Source organism: Pantoea cypripedii, from assembly GCF_011395035.1.
Taxonomy (GTDB): domain Bacteria; phylum Pseudomonadota; class Gammaproteobacteria; order Enterobacterales; family Enterobacteriaceae; genus Pantoea; species Pantoea cypripedii_A.
Genome location: NZ_CP024770.1, coordinates 1,173,216 through 1,188,820 on the forward strand (window position 1 = coordinate 1,173,216; position 15,605 = coordinate 1,188,820).

Here is a 15,605-nt window from a genome sequence, read left to right on the forward strand (position 1 = left end):
CATGTTTTTTATCCATGTTTTTTATCCGCCCAGTCCAGACCAACATGAGCAGCAAACTGATCTTTCGCAGTCATCACCAACTCCTTTTATCGGGGATTGGTATGCATTCCACGCTCTTCGAAAGAAATATAGTCAGCAGTTTTTCTGCATGCCCTGAGTATTCGTTAGCGAACGTGGAGCACTTACTGGCTCGAAAGCAAAGCGGCAATCATCAAATCACATGATTCTGGCACAATATTCGTAACCAATAAGCGCATACCCTGAATCACTTAAAAGTGTAACTCTCAGGGTGTGAATGACTATATCTGGCACTTAACTGCCTCACTGACGGCCCATTAGAGGGCCGTCATGAGTGAAATATAGACTTTCATACCCTGAAAATTACGCTATCAGGTGATCCAGGGTATGCGCTTGCTGGTTACGAGTATTGAGTTTTTCGGCAGCGCTCTACCATTGCATGGTTCGAATTACCGGAACACTTAAATTTCAAGTGCAGCAAGGATTGCGGCTTCCATTTTCTCCGGGGTGGTGATCGGCGCAAAACGCTTGAGCGGTTTGCCGTCGCGGCCGATCAGGAACTTAGTGAAGTTCCACTTGATCCGCCCACCCAGCACGCCCGGCAATTCGTTTTTCAGATAACGAAACACCGGGTGCGCTGCGGTTCCGTTGACCTCGATTTTCTCAAACATCGGGAAGCTCACACCGTAGTTAATGTGACAGGTCTGGGCGATTTCGTCGGCACCGCCGGGTTCCTGTTTCCCGAACTGGTTGCAGGGGAAACCAAGTACCACCAAACCCTGAGCGGCGTATTTCCTGTAAAGCGCTTCAAGGCCGCCGTATTGTGGCGTGAAACCACAATGGCTGGCGGTATTGACGACCAGAACCACCTTACCAGCGTAGTCGACCATAGAAATAAGCTGGCCGCTCAGACTGGTGGCTGTAAGTTGATGAAAGGTGGTCATATCGAAATCCTCAAAGCAGAACCTGTTCGTAAAGTATTTACGCGCTTACATCAGGTTGTTTTACTGCAAGTAGTACAGAAGACGCTTTAATCAGGGCAATAACTCTTTTGCCCTCGTTGAGATCCATCTCCACCATACTTTCGTTTGTAATAACGGCTGTCAAATTCGTACCTTCATCTGTCAGAAGGTGAATGGTTGCGTTTACTGCGCCTTTTTCAAGCGAAGTAATCTTGCCAGGAAATTGATTACGCGCTGAAAACAACATTCCGTTATCCTCGGAAGCAAGGATAATCCAGGGTGCTTTGATAAGTGCTACGACCTCTTTGCCTTGCTCCAGCCCAAGCCTGATTCTGCTGTTACTGGTCACCACCGAGACCAGTGTTCCGCCATTATTAAGGGAAATTTCAATTTCATCATTCACGGAGCCGTGATGAACCGCAGAAACTTTGCCGTGCAATTGATTACGTGCAGAAACCGACATGTCATTCTCCTGGTTGTGGGAAGGTGAGGATTGTCAGAAGTGTAGATGAAAACCGGACCAACTATATCGTCTCAGACGTCCGCTTCTGGCCCTGAGACATCCGACAACCTCTCTATGACTTCACTGGGCGGCATTAATGTCGCCCTCAGGGAGATTATTTTTTCGACAAGCTGAGGATCGTGCGGATGTTCTGTGCCGTGGTGGCAATGATATCAATGGCACCGGTACGCAGCGCACCGAGAATCGCCATCGCTTTGGTGTTCTCTGAGGCCACAGCAATCACGCAGGGGATCTTGCGCAATTCATCAATGCTCAGTCCAATCACGCGATCGTTCATGACGGTATCGACATGCTCCCCGTGTGCATTGAAGAAATCATACCCGGCGATGTCTCCGGTCACGCCCTGATTCACACTGGCGTCGATAATTTCGTGCGGAGTGAACCAGCCCAGTTTCACCATATAGCTGTTTTCATTCATATCACCGATGCCCACCAGGGCGATATCGGCTTTGCGTGCGCGATCCAGCGTTTCTTTAATGGTACCGTTCTGCATAAACGCGTCTTTTAACGCACGGTTTTCCACATAGGCCGGGGCATACAGGGATTCACTGGTGCCACCAAACTTCTTCGCCAGGCGACGGCTGATATGGTCAGCATTGATGGCATCACCGGGGCGGTGCGTTCCGCCGATACCGCAGATAAAGTGGCAATTACGCATCGGCACCTGACCGGGATGATCGGCGACCGCCGCTACGTTGCTTCCCTGGCCGACTGCGACCACGGTGTTGTCTTTCAGCGATTGTGCCAGATGAGCGGAAACCAGTGCTGCAACCTGGCGGCGTTGTTCTTCTGCATCCTGGAGATCCAGCGCAATCAGCGCCCGCTGCAACTGCGGAAAACGCTCCAGCAGTTGTTGCTCCAGGCGGGTACTGAACACCGGATGGTAGCGTACGTTAATCTCGACAATGCCTTCTTCGCGTGCCCGTTTCAGAAGACGACCGACTTTAATGCGGGAAATACCAAACTTACGCGCAATCTCTTCCTGGGTAATTTCATCCTGATAATAGGCAACGGCAATTTCCGTCAGCAGCTCGGCATCCTGAGATAGCGTGTTTTTATTCATTGGTTAACCTGCCTGGCAGCGAGATGTCTGGGTGAGTCGATATGCAATAGGGAGGAGTTATATCACTGATACGGCTCGCTTTGCCAGACAGCGGCATCGCAAGCCGTAATCATCATCACGGTTAACGGCGGATTGCGTCAATTTTCAGCATGCGGGCGATAACGATATCCAGTTCTTTCTGGTCAAAGATTTGTTTCCAGTCTGGTTTCACGATTTTCTCACGACCATATTCCATGGCGATCATGCAGGCATCGGAGAAGGGGTTGGTGGCACGGAACGCCACCGCCAGTGCGATCTGAATATGACCATACAGCATCGCTTTCGCCGCTTCTTCTGGGACGCCGCTGTGTTTGACTGTTTCGTCCAGCGCTTCTTTCATAAAGGCACCGACCATACAGGCGACGGTTTCCACCAGCGTTGGTTCCAGATAGGCCAGCTGGGTCACGGTAACCCAGTGGACCTGCTCAACCGGGCCGTACATCACGCTGATGACTTTACTCAGCTCGGCTTTCTGCTCATCGCTGCCGGTTTCATAGGACGCAGCAACGTGCTGAACGGCGGCCACGCCACCAAAGGCATCGGCATGTTCTTCTTTGGTATAACGCGCCAGAAACACCGAAGGGTGGCAGGGGTGCGCCACGGCATATTCGATGCCCTCACGCTGAGCAATCAGGTTGGCATAGGCTGCGGCCGGATCGAGGGTCAGCAGCACAGCGCCTTTCTTCATCTGCGGCACCACGCCTTCAGACACTTTACCCAGTACGATATCCGGCACCGCCAGAATCACCACGTCACTCAGCGGCACCACCGAGGCTGCATCCGACAGCTCACGACCCTGGGCAGTGACCTGTTCCTGGGCTTTTGGCGAATTCTCGCAATAAAACACCTGATAATCGCTTTTCTGGAAATTGGCAGAAATGCGCATGCCCATTTTGCCGCCTGCGCCAATCACGGTGATAGTTTTCAGTGTATTGCTCATGGTTATTACTCCTGATCTTGTTTACTACGTAAGAATTCCACAGTGCGGCGCGTCCATTCGGCTTCGCGCTCGCAGGTCAGGCTGGCGTCGTCCTGCCACGGCAGCCAGTGTTCAACGATCTGATTGATACCCTTTTCCGCCGGGCGCACGCTGGCGATCATCCGGTCATAATCGAGCAAACCTTCCCCCATCGGACAACCGGCAAAGGTAAACCCGACCCAGCCATCACTGCGGGTAAAAGCAAAATCCTTGATATGCAGATTGCCGACGCGGGCGGCGGTATTGGCAATCACCTGCTCAGGGAGTTCCAGCCCGGCTACGCAGTTGGCGGGATCGAGGCACACCCCCAGCCACGGTGAGAGGAATTTGTTGATCACCGACATCATGGCGGCGCTGTTGACCTGCTCATAAGTCTCCAGACACAGCCGCACCTGCTGGTGGGCAAAGTCAGGCAGCACTGCGGCGATCAACTCAGCGGCTTCTTCCAGCGAGGGGCGATGATCGGCGGTGTAGAACATGGAGCGCACCACACGGGCATCGAGGATCGCGGCCATGTGCAGATAACGACGCAGATGGGCGGTGCCCAGCCCACGGGTGCCGAGTTCCAGGGTAATACCCAGCGCATCGGCCTGCTGGCGCAGCGCCTGCAACTGTTCGTCTGACCAGCTTTCAATCGACGGGTAATCGCAAATCTGAAATACGGAAACATCCAGTTCCGCAGTCTGCTCAAGCATCTGGCTGAGCGTCAGCGGGTGCGGGACTTTGGCTGACATGCGCCAGAAAAACGCATAGGTACTGAGTCCGATACGGCTCATTAACGGATCTCCTGTAAAAGCACACTGGCTTCATCAACAATCTGCGCCAGCGCATTCGGGTCATGGGCGAAGCGTCCGAGGAACAGCCCATCGACGCTGCCACCCAGACGCTGGATCAGCCCCGGCCCGGCGCTGCCGCCGTAAATCACCTGTAAGGTCATACCAGGTGGGGTGGGTAACTGACGCAGGCCATCACACACCGCCCGGATGTAGTCATCCGGCGCGGGCTGCGGTGCACCAATTGCCCACTGTGGTTCATAAGCAAACAACAGGCTGCCGCGCAGGCCCTGTTGTTCCGCTTCTGTCAGCGCTTCCGCCAGCTGCTGCGCGCAGAGTGCAATGGCTTGATCGGGGCGACCCTCGTGTTCTTCACCAATGCACAACACCGGCGTCAGGCCATGACGTAACGACATCGCTACCTTGGCGGCGATCTGGGTTTTATCTTCATGAAAATGGCGGCGACGTTCGGCGTGACCAATTTCTGCCAGCGAGCAGTGCAGCTCTTGCAACATGCTGGCACTCACTTCGCCGGTCCAGGCGCCATTCTCCGCCTGACAGACGTCCTGACCACCGAAGCGCACGGGCGTATCGGCAAAGATCTCCGCGACTGCCGGGATAGCCGGGTAAGCGGGTAACACAAATAACACGATATCACCGTTCCGGATTGCCGGATGACGCTGCGCCAGACCGGCGACATCACGACACCATGCCAGCGTCTGCTGATAGCCAAAGTACATTTTCAGGCTGACACCGAGCCAGACTTTCGGTTGTGGCATGCTTCAGGCTCCCTGCTCGGTCGTCGTGGCGGGCTCTTTCAGCAGACCGCCCACGATATTGACCACCATCGCCAGCGAAACGGCTCCGGCATCCGGGGTACCCAGGCTCTTTTCCGCCAGCGGGCGCGCACGGCCCATTTTAGGTAACAGTTGCGCGGTGGCCTGTGCGGCCTGGTCGGCAACCTGCGCCGCCTCCAGCCAGGCATCAGTCAGTGGCTTGCCTTTGGCGACCGCAGCACTCAGGCTGTCGCTGAACGGCACCAGGACATCCACCATGGTTTTGTCGCCCGGACGAGCTTTGCCAAAATGCATAATGCCTTCTTTGGCGTGCAACACCCCGTTGGCTACACGCTGTGCATCGGGTGCCTGCTGATCGCCAAGCGCAGTACCGAGCGCCGTCAACGCCACGCCCCACAAGGCCCCGGAGGTTCCACCGGCTTTATCTGCCCAGGCATCCGCAGCACGACACAACAGGCTGCCAGCACCGGCACCGCGTGCCGCGACGTCACGGGCTTTTGCCACCGCACCGAGCGAGCCACGCTCCATCCCGATACCGTGATCGCCATCGCCCGCAACGGCATCAATATCGCCCAGCTGCTGCGCATTGCGTTGCAGCATGGCGGCGACCGCCTCCAGCATGTGCAGCACACGCTGCGCACTTTCCTGTGATTCCGCACTTGCCTGGGGCAGGGGTTCTTCCGCGCTTTCCTGACATTCGGTGGCGCTGAGTGGCTCGGCGGCGATCACGCTGCCTTTGCGGTAGGCGGGGGTATTGGCCGGTGCGCGCCAGAAGGTTTCCAGCTCATCATCCAGCCACATCAGGGTGAGGGAAGCACCGGCCATATTGAAGCTGGTGACAAACTCGCCGACATCCGGCTCCACCACCTGCAATTGTGCTTCTGCCAGCAGTTGCGCGACGCGGCGATACACCACAAACAGTTCTTCATATTTTACCGAGCCGAGACCATTGAGGATCACCGCGACACGTTGTCCGGCCGGGCTTCCGATGTCTGGCGGCAGTTCACCCAGCAACCGATCGACAAAGATTTCCGCCAGCACATCAGCACGCGGAACATCGTCTTCTTTGATGCCAGGTTCGCCGTGGATCCCCATACCCAGCGCCATGCGCCCTTTTTCCACTTCAAACAGCGGATGCGTGGCTCCCGGCAGGCTACAGCCGGAAAACGCCACGCCAAATGATCGGGTACGTTCGTTAGCGTGTTGCGCCAGTTTCAGCACCGCCGCAAGGTCATAGCCCGCTTCAGCTGCCGCGCAGGCTGCTTTAAACACCGTGAGATCACCGGCCACACCGCGACGCTTCTCGCGTTCGCTGACGCTGGCACTGGAAATATCATCGGTCACCGCCAGCAACTCGCAGGCAATGCCTTCAGCACGCAGACGTTCACAGGCCTGACCGAAATGCAGTACATCCCCGGCATAGTTACCGAACATCAGCAACACGCCAGCGCCATTGTGGGCGGCACGGGCCACGTTATAGATTTGCTGCGCAGAAGGGGAGGCGAACAGATTTCCCATCGCGGCACCGTGTGCCAGGCCCTGCCCAACCAGACCGGCGAAGGCCGGATAATGTCCGGAGCCGCCTCCTACCACGACGGCTACGGTATCCGGCTGGCTGCGTGTGCTGCGCACCACACCGCCAGGCACCTGACGAACTTTGTCGGCGTTAGCAGCGACAAATCCTTCAATCAGTTCAGCGGCAAAGGCTGAAGGTTGGTTAAACAGGTACGTCATTATTATTGCTCCTGTGCGAGAGAAGTTGGCTGATGCAGGGGTTGCGAGCGGCGGCGGTTAAGCAGCAGCATCAAAACGGCGGACAGCAGCATGAATCCACCCACCACAAACATTGGCAGGGCATAGCTGTTGGTGGCGTCATGCAACGCGCCGGTGATATAGCCCGCTGAGAAGCCTGCGACATTGCCCAGGGTGTTGATCAGAGCGATGGCTGCCGCAGCAGAGGCACCAGTCAGGAACTGCGTTGGCAGCGTCCAGAAATTGGGCAAGGCAGCAAAGATTGAGCTGGCTGTGATGGCTATCACCAGAATGGTGGCCAGTGGTGAATCCATATACAGCGCCATCGGAACGCTGATCCCACCCGCAAGCGCCGGGATCGCGATGTGCCAGGTTTTGCAGCCACGTCGGGAGGCATCTTTCGACCAGAAGAACATCACCACAGCGGCGATCAGATAAGGCACGCCAGTGATCAACCCTTTCTGCATCACGTTAAAGGTGGTGCCAAACTGCTGCTGGAAGCCCGAGATGATGGTGGGCAGGAAGAACGCCAGCGCGTACAGACCATAAATAAAACCGAAGTAAATCAGGCACAGCATCCAGACGCGGCCATTGCCCATCACCGAACGCACGCTGTGATGCGCCTGGTGTTGTTTCGTCTGATGCTCTTTTTCCAGTTCGCGGGTGAGCCAGTTTTTTTCTTCTTCGTTCAACCAGTTGGCCTGGCGCGGGGCATCCACCAGCCAGAACAGGGCAGCGATACCGATCAGAATGGCCGGGATCGACACGCCCATAAACATCACGCGCCAGCCTTCCAGGCCGAACAGACCGTGCTGCTCAATCAGCCCGGCGGCCAGCGGTGCGCCAAAGACCACGGTGAGAGGTTGTGCCAGATAAAACAGCGACAGGATTTTGCTGCGATGGCGGGCGGGTACCCACATGCTGAGATACAGAATCGCCCCCGGGAAGAAGCCCGCTTCGGCAATTCCCAACAGCAGGCGCAGGGTATAGAGGCCTTGCACGCTACTCACCCAGGTGAACAGCAACGACACGATCCCCCAGCTGATCATAATACGTGCCAGCCAGCGACGCGCGCCGAAACGATGCAGCGCCAGGTTGCTCGGCACTTCCAGCACGATGTAGCCGATAAAGAACACCCCGGAAGCGAGACCAAATTGCAGGGCGGTGATGCCCAGATCCTGGGTCATACCATTGGGGCCGGCAAAGGAGATGGCGGTGCGATCGAGGAAGTTAATAAAGAACATCAGGGCAACGAAGGGAACCAGTCGCCAGGATATTTTGCGGATAGCGGATTGCTCCACCGCCGCCAGATTCTGCTGACTCATAACGCACCTCCATGACGTGCGTGGTTGATCTTGATAAGCGGTGTTGGCCAGACGCAAACGGCGTGGTGGCTGCAAGTGAACGGCGAAATACAGGGCTGATTACACATGTTCGAGTCCTTCAGGGGTCTTCTTGTGCTTTGGTATCTGTAGCGAACAAATGAACATTACACGTATAAATGAGCGCCTCTCAAGCGCCATTTCCGAAAAATGTGAGGCGGCTCATATGTTAGGGAATTGATCAATATTTCGGAATTCAGGCCTTACTCCGGCTGGATTTGCGGCTTTAAGGGCTTTGCTATCAGCGGCGGTTAAAAAATCCCGCTAAAAACAAAAGAACTAATATTGAACATATGAACGTTGTTGTGGCAGGCTGTATGAGAATAGTGGATCGCCTGTGTAGATCGCAGGCCTGAGCGCATAACCTGCTGGAGAAGATGTATGAAAACCATTGCCATTGGTGCCGATGATGCGGCTATCGATCTGAAAAACCTGATTAAACGCTATCTGGAAGAGAAGCAATACGATGTGCAGGATTACAGCAATGACGCGCAGAACGATCGTCCGATGTACCCGGATGTGGCGTTTGCGCTGGCTACGGCTATCCAGCAGGGTGAGCATGACCGTGGCATTCTGCTGTGCGGGACCGGTATTGGCGTGGCGATAGTGGCGAATAAGGTTGCAGGCGTGCGTGCGGCGCAATGCCATGACACTTTCTCCGCAGAGCGTGCGCGTAAAAGTAATAATGCGCAGATTATGACGATGGGATCGCGTGTCATTGGACCGGAGCTGGCAAAGAATATCGTCAACGCCTGGCTGGCATCAGAGTTTGAAGGGGGCGGCTCGACGGCGAAAGTCGAAAAGATCGGTTATTACGAACAGGTCTGTCAGGCGAAGTAACTTAATGGAGCATCGTGATGATGCTCCATTATTATTCAGTTAACGACAGCGCCGTTATCAGAAGTCGTAGAATAACGTAATCCAGGTTGCGTCTGCTTCATTATCTGAAGTGCTGGCAATGGTGCGTTCTACATACAGGGATAAGCCGTGGCCGAAGTTATTGCCCACACCTAAATACGTGTGGTTAGCGTGATACTCTTCATCACCTTTGAGGCGCAGTGAGTCAGCGGCAATATAAGGCTGCACCGATTTGAACCACGGCGCATCGATATTGAAGGTATAACCGACGAAACTTTCCAGACCGTATCCGCTACCGGCGAAATAATGGTCGACGGTTGAATAACGCGTGCTCGGCACAAAGTCTTTGTAGTAACTTGCGGTTCCCACAATATACCAGTTGCCTGGCTGCCACGTCAGCGCAGTACCAGACAGCTGCTGATGATATTTCTTCTCGTTATAATCATTATCACGCATGGTGGCATTCGTGATGCTGTAAGCTGCACTCAGGGTCAGCGATTTAGTCAGATTATAATCGAAGCCTAAACCCTGGCCGCTATTACGACGATAGAAAAGGCCGTCCCCGGCATTCAGGTTATCTTCGGGCAACAGGTAATTGGCATAAACCGTCAGATCACCAAAAGTATTTTTATACTTGATGCTATTCCTGGCTCGGTTTGCGCCGTCGTAGTTGCCGTTGATACCAATACCGGTACCACCCGCGTGACCATCGTTGTCCCAGACGTCACTTTTCATACCCACAACTTCGTAATAAATGCCGTACTGATGGCCGTAAGTCAGGGTACCGTAACGGTCATCTTTGATACCCGCGTACAGTTTCCTCTGCGTATCACGCTGTTTACCTTCAGGATAATGGCTATCCCATCCGGCAGCTTTGGCCAGATCGACACCCAATTCATACATGGCAATGACCGATGTATGCTGGCTGAGTGCGTAATCGCCACTAAAGCGGAAACGGGTGCCACCGTCATGACCATTCTTATAATAGCCCGGCTCCGGACCATTATTAAAAATGAATTCAGGGCGAATACTGCCGCCAAATTGCAGACTCAGCGGCGCTAACAGCGCATTGCTGTCCTTGTTCTTTTCAAGGATGGTTATTTCAGCGTGCGCTGAATTGGCTACGGCCAGCAGCGTGGCTGTGGTGAGACATAGTGATGTGGTGAGTTTTTTCATAGTATCCATTTTTTATTATGATAACGCTTAGAAAAAGCGGGCTGAAATTTTTACCATGATTGAAATGTATTGAATATATAAAATTCTTATATCACTTAGCATTGATAAGAATAGCTCTCAGTAACAGGACTAATCTGAAGAGAATATATGCGGAAAATGATGAGCTATCGAACTTTATCAGGATGAATTATAGTCAGTGCGGTTATTTATTAATCTAAATTACCAATTTATGCGGAAAGAAGCTTTAGGCTCGATATCATAAGACTTCCTGAGTCTGGCTGTCATCTTTCTATGTTATGCGGGTAATTTTCTGAATAAAATCTGGTCAAAGATTGGTTGATAGAATGTTAACTAAATAGAATGAAGATTGTTTGAATTTTACTTAAGCCAAATAAAGAAAGTATCACAATGGACAGGCATCTCATAACGTCATCAATCATCATCGGGAGTCATTGAGATAACCCGTACCCGGTAAATAAAAATCATTAAAAACAATAATTAATAGTACCTGTCGCCATTTCATGTGAATTTAGATATTGATAAATCTCAATATGGCGATTAGCATGCTTCCACACCAGATACATGAATGCACTTGAGCAGCGGATGAGCACCCCGGTATGTCATTCGATCTGCTCTGATTTTTATCACCCATTAATATTCAATAATATAGATATATAGGTATCATGATGGATAACAACGATCTGTTCACCGCCACCAATCTGGGTCCGTACACCCTGAAAAACCGCATTGTATTGCCGCCGCTTACCCGTTCACGCAGTTCGCAGCCGGGTAATGTCCCCAATGAGTTAATGGCGGAATACTACAGCCAGCGCAGCAGTGCGGGTTTTATGGTCACTGAAGGTACGCAGATAGAGCCGCGTGGGCAAGGGTATGCGTGGACTCCGGGAATCCACAGTGCAGAGCAGGTTGCAGGCTGGCGCAACGTCACCCGCGCGGTTCATGAACGTGGCGGCATCATTTTTGCCCAGCTGTGGCATGTTGGTCGGGTTTCGCATACGTCATTGCAGCCGGGGGAAGCCGCGCCCGTGGCTCCCTCCGCCATTCCTGCGGGTGATAACGTTAAAGTCTTTATCGAGACAGGTCCGGGGACTGGCACGCTGGCACCGGCTTCTGTACCTCGCGCGCTGGAAACCAGCGAAGTGAAGGACATTGTGAAGATGTACGCCAAAGCTGCGCAGAATGCGTTGGATGCCGGTTTTGACGGTGTCGAGATTCATTGTGCTAACGGTTATCTGGTGAATCAGTTTATGTCCATCCACAGTAATCAGCGTGAAGACGAATATGGCGGCTCGCTGCAAAATCGTCTGCGTTTCCTGCGTGAAGTGGTGCAGGCTGTCGCTGATGTCGCCGGAAAAGACCGCGTCGGTGTGCGCTTTTCACCGCTGTTTAACGACACCAAAGAAGAGCGTGTCTATCTGGGGCTGGTCGAGGACAACCCGCACGAAACCTATACAGAAGCGGTTAAAATCCTGCAGGAAATTGGCATCGCTTATCTTTCCCTTGCAGAAGCCGACTGGGATAACGCACCGGAGTTGCCAGTCGCGTTTTACCAGCAAGTTCGCAATATCTTTGGTGGCACCATCATGTATGCGGGTCGTTATACCAAAGAGCGCGCTGAGCGCATCCTCAACGCTGGCTGGGGCGATATCTTTGGCTTTGGTCGCCCCTTCATTGCCAACCCTGATTTACCGGCGCGTTTCGCCAATGGCTGGCCGCTGAATGCTGTCGATGCTGCCAGCATGTACGGTGGTACGGCGAAGGGTTATACCGATTATCCGCAGTACGAGTGATCTGCTGCTGATTCTGCCCCGCCATACTCCGGATGGCGGGGTTTTCAGGCGAACTGAAAGACTGATTAGATGCAGCATAAAGGCTCGCTAAATGGATTATTTTCAGGATAAAAAATAAATTAAATGAAAAATGGCGATTATCCATGCCAGTGAGTAGTGGCGTACCAGGTCAATTATTATCCTTCCCAACCTAAGGGGGTGGTGATAATGTGTACAGCACCGGATTTAACTAAAGGGAATTTTCTTCATGATGAATGGATTAACTGTACGGGACGAACCGGGGCACTATTATTCTTTCAGGTCGCCACTTCCCCACGGTGAGTTCTTTGAAATTCGCCCGCGATTTATGCCTGATGGTGCAAAGCCCATCGTTGATGACGAAACAGGTATGTGCATTGGCTACTCGGTATCGCAGGCTCCGGGGTTGTGGCAGGTTTACGACTCCGATGGGCATTTTGTTGCACTCGAAGAATCTCCGCTTGAATCACCACTCCTGGATCCAACAGACTTAATACTTCTGGCAGCGGGCGCATTCAGAATCTTTCTTGCCGGACGGGCAGTTCTCCAGAGCGGAGCCAGGAAAGGCATAACTGTAAATCTGAGCCATTCAATATTAGGACTTCTGCGTGGCAGGCTAAAAATCGGATTGTCACCCCGTTCTCTGAAAATGACAGACACAGTTGCCAGGCATATGAAAGATCCGTCCAGGTTCGTACCCATACAAATACAGGAGAAAGCCATCCGCTATGGTCGTCGGATGACTGACCCTATGAATGAACCGGGACTCTTTCGTTATGAAACAAAAATGTACAGGCTCGTAGAAGACAAACAGAATAAAGGTTCCTTCTTTCACAAGCCCTACAGGCTTGAGGTTTTGGTCAGAGAAAAAGACTGGACTATCATGCATTTCCAGTACATGCCTTAAGGTTGGAAAGATGATTGAAATACAGAGCGGCACACGAATATTTAACTTGTCACCCTACCAGCGTATACCCGAACCAGAAGCCCCTTCCTATGATCGGATAATGGTTTGGGTAGAGTTTTCTGTACCTGTTCTCACTACAGCATTTGAAGCTGAGTTTGCTGCTGGTCAGCTGACGCAGTTCAGAAGCGATTTACTCAGCCTGCACCAATCGCTCAAAACACAAACAAAACATACTGATGTAGTTTTCAGCGATCTTTTTAATCAGATATCAATTAAGTTACATCAGTCTTCAGTAGGTAACGCAGTTGGTGTTGATCTGGTCTTAAGACCTGAAGGCCATGCTGATAGCGTCACACTGTCAGATTTCTTCGGTCTTGATGAAAGCTATTTTCCAGCAATAATATCTGGCCTTAATGAGATGATTAACTGGCCTGTATAACAGCGTTGTTTCAAGATTAAGCATGATGGATTGTAATGCCGGCATGTATTCCAGTGCGCCGTAAATTTCCTGATGGATACTGGCGTGACTTAGGTGGAAAATCCTACCAGTTCAAAGGGGTAATCCTTCTGGTAGTAGGACAAAGATAAGGTAGTCATCGCCATTGAAGAGGCTTAATTATGTTTTATCCCATTGCGATCGAGACTGGCGACGACAAACACGCATATGGCGTGACAGTGCCCGATTTACCGGGTTGCTTTTCCGCAGGCGATACACTGGATGAAGCGATAGCGAATGCGAAAGAAGCGATAACCGGGCATATCGAATTATTGGTTGAGTTGGGGAAGGACATCCCCTCCGTGTCAACGGTTGGGGCACTTGCTGGTGATCCTGATTATGCGGGCTATACATGGGCCGTGGTTGACGTCGATGTCACCCGTTTACTGGGTGGCTCTGAGAAAATCAATGTTACCTTGCCCAAATCACTGATTGACCGGATTGATCGTTGTGTTGCTACGCACCCGGAGTTTAAAAGTCGTTCGGGCTTTCTGGCTCAGGCGGCGTTGGAGCGTATCACCTCGTCACGCTAATGATAAAAATGTTCCCCTCAAAGAAGGGAGCATTTTACGGTATGTGGGACCTTTTCTGCTTCAAGGCAGGGAGGGTGCATCCCTCATCGGGATATTGTAATATCGTGATATATCGACGTGTTAAGAGAATGAGTGCCGGGTAATGTCTGAAATCAAATTAAATGATGTGCTAAAAGCGCTGAGCAATCCGGTGCGGATGGAAATCCTGCAGTGGCTTAAAGAACCCAAAAAGCATTTTGATCAGCCTTATGCGGATGCCGATGAGGTTGGCGTGTGTGTCAGCATCATCCAGGAGAAAGTGGGATTGTCGCAGTCCACGGTGTCACTCTATCTTGCAGCCCTGCAACGTGCACAGCTGGTCACCTCCCGCCGCATCGGCCCATGGACCTATTACAAACGTGATGAAGAGAAGATCGCCGAGTTTTTCCGTTTACTGGAAAAGCAGGTCTGACCGCGTGATTTGACGTATCTCTCATAACCTCCACCTTTTTTCTTCAGGAAGTTTTTCTAACTTGCTCCTGCCGACAACAGGATTTGTTCTTTCATCCAGCTATGGCTGGCGGTATTTACTCTGGATGGACTGAAGTACAACTTCAGGGTATAGCCGGGGATGCTGAAGGGCGGCGGAAATATCTTCATTTTTGTCGTATCGAACAATTTCTCCACGCCACGACGCGGCAGGGTAATTGCCAAATCGGTACTGTAAACGATAAAAGGGGCAGACATCACACTGGGCAGTTCGGCGACGATTTTCCGGCTGACACCCTGTTGCTGAAGGTAGCTGTCAATGGTGCGCTGCGGCTCATTCCAGGGTTTCACCACCACATGGCCCAGCGCCAGGTAGTGCTGCGCTTCCAGGGTGTTGCCCACCAGAGGATTTTCCTGGCGCACTGCCACCACATAGTCATCCCGGAACAGCTCCAGCGCCTCCAGGCCCTGACGGGGTAGCATATCCTCCTCCTCAAACCCGACAGCAAAATCCGCTTTGCCGGTAAGAAGATCGTCCACGGCGTCATATTGTTTTGAATACAGAATACGAACCCTCATTGCCGGGGCAGATTGCTGCAGACGGGCGATCAGCGACGGAAACAGCACTGCCGCGGTGTAATCCGTGGCGGCAAATGTGAACTGCCGGGAGCTGGAGGCAGGGGCAAATACTTCGTGACCACTCAGGCCGGAAGTGAGCTGGCCGAGTGCACTGCTGATAACTGCTGCAACTTCTTCTGCCCGTGAGGTGGGTTGCATCCGGCTACCCTGACGCAGAAACAGGTCGTCGCTGAAGGATACCCTGAGCCGGGCGAGGGCATGGCTCAGAGCCGATGGGCTGATGGCAAGCTCATTAGCGGCTGAGACCACGCTGCGATGACGGTAAATGGCATCGAAAACAGGTAGCAGGTTAAGGTCGAGATTGCGAAGTAAGTGATGCACAGCGTTCATCTCCAGGCTGCAAACAATGCAGTACGTTCATTATTTTTCCGCTGTAGAATAGCCGCCGAATTGTTTCTGTTCAAACCCGGA

16 protein-coding genes are annotated in these 15,605 nt (G+C 52.6%); 6 read left to right on the forward strand and 10 right to left on the reverse strand.

All coding sequences use genetic code 11. From position 1 onward, the window contains the following. Positions 1 to 479: 479 nt before the first annotated feature. The 8 genes from CUN67_RS28810 to CUN67_RS28845 all read right to left on the reverse strand — a co-directional run bounded on the left by CUN67_RS28810 (position 480) and on the right by CUN67_RS28845 (position 8,231). Positions 480 to 962 (reverse strand): glutathione peroxidase, encoded by a 483-nt coding sequence (locus CUN67_RS28810; protein ID WP_208718958.1) that lies wholly within the window; start codon positions 960 to 962, stop codon positions 480 to 482. A gap of 37 nt (positions 963 to 999) precedes the next feature. Beyond that, positions 1,000 to 1,443 (reverse strand): TOBE domain-containing protein, encoded by a 444-nt coding sequence (locus tag CUN67_RS28815; protein WP_208718960.1) that lies wholly within the window; start codon positions 1,441 to 1,443, stop codon positions 1,000 to 1,002. Positions 1,444 to 1,597: 154 nt separating this feature from the next. Then, positions 1,598 to 2,566, reverse strand: coding sequence for a sugar-binding transcriptional regulator (locus tag CUN67_RS28820; RefSeq protein ID WP_208718962.1), 969 nt, complete (start codon positions 2,564 to 2,566; stop codon positions 1,598 to 1,600). A 121-nt stretch (positions 2,567 to 2,687) separates the two neighbouring features. After that, complete coding sequence (locus tag CUN67_RS28825; protein ID WP_208718964.1) at positions 2,688 to 3,545, reverse strand: phosphogluconate dehydrogenase C-terminal domain-containing protein; 858 nt, start codon at positions 3,543 to 3,545, stop codon at positions 2,688 to 2,690. A 5-nt stretch (positions 3,546 to 3,550) separates the two neighbouring features. Further along, positions 3,551 to 4,360 (reverse strand): sugar phosphate isomerase/epimerase family protein, encoded by an 810-nt coding sequence (locus CUN67_RS28830; RefSeq protein WP_208718965.1) that lies wholly within the window; start codon positions 4,358 to 4,360, stop codon positions 3,551 to 3,553. Further along, positions 4,360 to 5,136, reverse strand: a complete 777-nt coding sequence (locus CUN67_RS28835; protein WP_208718967.1) for a triose-phosphate isomerase family protein — start codon at positions 5,134 to 5,136, stop codon at positions 4,360 to 4,362. Before CUN67_RS28835 ends, CUN67_RS28830 begins: the two co-directional genes overlap by 1 nt. A 3-nt stretch (positions 5,137 to 5,139) precedes the next feature. Next, positions 5,140 to 6,888, reverse strand: a complete 1,749-nt coding sequence (locus CUN67_RS28840; protein WP_208718969.1) for a dihydroxyacetone kinase family protein — start codon at positions 6,886 to 6,888, stop codon at positions 5,140 to 5,142. A 2-nt stretch (positions 6,889 to 6,890) separates the two neighbouring features. Continuing rightward, positions 6,891 to 8,231, reverse strand: a complete 1,341-nt coding sequence (locus CUN67_RS28845; protein WP_208718971.1) for an MFS transporter — start codon at positions 8,229 to 8,231, stop codon at positions 6,891 to 6,893. Positions 8,232 to 8,669: 438 nt separating this feature from the next. Here CUN67_RS28845 and rpiB point away from each other — a divergent pair, with 438 nt between their 5' ends. Beyond that, positions 8,670 to 9,128, forward strand: coding sequence for a ribose 5-phosphate isomerase B (gene rpiB, locus CUN67_RS28850; RefSeq protein ID WP_021186464.1), 459 nt, complete (start codon positions 8,670 to 8,672; stop codon positions 9,126 to 9,128). 57 nt (positions 9,129 to 9,185) lie between these two features. Here rpiB and CUN67_RS28855 read toward each other — a convergent pair whose 3' ends face one another. Then, positions 9,186 to 10,322 carry a porin gene (locus CUN67_RS28855; RefSeq protein ID WP_208718973.1) on the reverse strand — a complete coding sequence of 379 codons (1,137 nt, stop codon included), beginning with the start codon at positions 10,320 to 10,322 and terminating at the stop codon, positions 9,186 to 9,188. Positions 10,323 to 11,008: 686 nt separating this feature from the next. Here CUN67_RS28855 and CUN67_RS28860 point away from each other — a divergent pair. The 5 genes from CUN67_RS28860 (at position 11,009) to CUN67_RS28880 (ending at position 14,538) form a co-directional block, all read left to right on the forward strand. Further along, complete coding sequence (locus CUN67_RS28860) at positions 11,009 to 12,133, forward strand: alkene reductase (RefSeq protein WP_208719600.1); 1,125 nt, start codon at positions 11,009 to 11,011, stop codon at positions 12,131 to 12,133. A 247-nt stretch (positions 12,134 to 12,380) separates the two neighbouring features. Continuing rightward, on the forward strand, positions 12,381 to 13,058 hold the full coding sequence (locus CUN67_RS28865) for a hypothetical protein (protein ID WP_254711452.1): 678 nt from the start codon (positions 12,381 to 12,383) through the stop codon (positions 13,056 to 13,058). Between the two features lie 10 nt (positions 13,059 to 13,068). After that, positions 13,069 to 13,497: a WapI family immunity protein gene (locus tag CUN67_RS28870; protein ID WP_208718975.1), complete on the forward strand. Its 429-nt coding sequence runs from the start codon at positions 13,069 to 13,071 to the stop codon at positions 13,495 to 13,497. A gap of 179 nt (positions 13,498 to 13,676) precedes the next feature. Beyond that, positions 13,677 to 14,087, forward strand: coding sequence for a type II toxin-antitoxin system HicB family antitoxin (locus CUN67_RS28875; protein WP_208718977.1), 411 nt, complete (start codon positions 13,677 to 13,679; stop codon positions 14,085 to 14,087). 142 nt (positions 14,088 to 14,229) lie between these two features. Then, entirely contained in the window at positions 14,230 to 14,538 is a 309-nt protein-coding gene (locus tag CUN67_RS28880; protein WP_084879675.1) for an ArsR/SmtB family transcription factor, read from the forward strand. A gap of 56 nt (positions 14,539 to 14,594) precedes the next feature. Here CUN67_RS28880 and CUN67_RS28885 read toward each other — a convergent pair whose 3' ends face one another. Continuing rightward, positions 14,595 to 15,524, reverse strand: coding sequence for a LysR family transcriptional regulator (locus CUN67_RS28885; protein ID WP_208718979.1), 930 nt, complete (start codon positions 15,522 to 15,524; stop codon positions 14,595 to 14,597). Positions 15,525 to 15,605 lie beyond the last annotated feature (81 nt).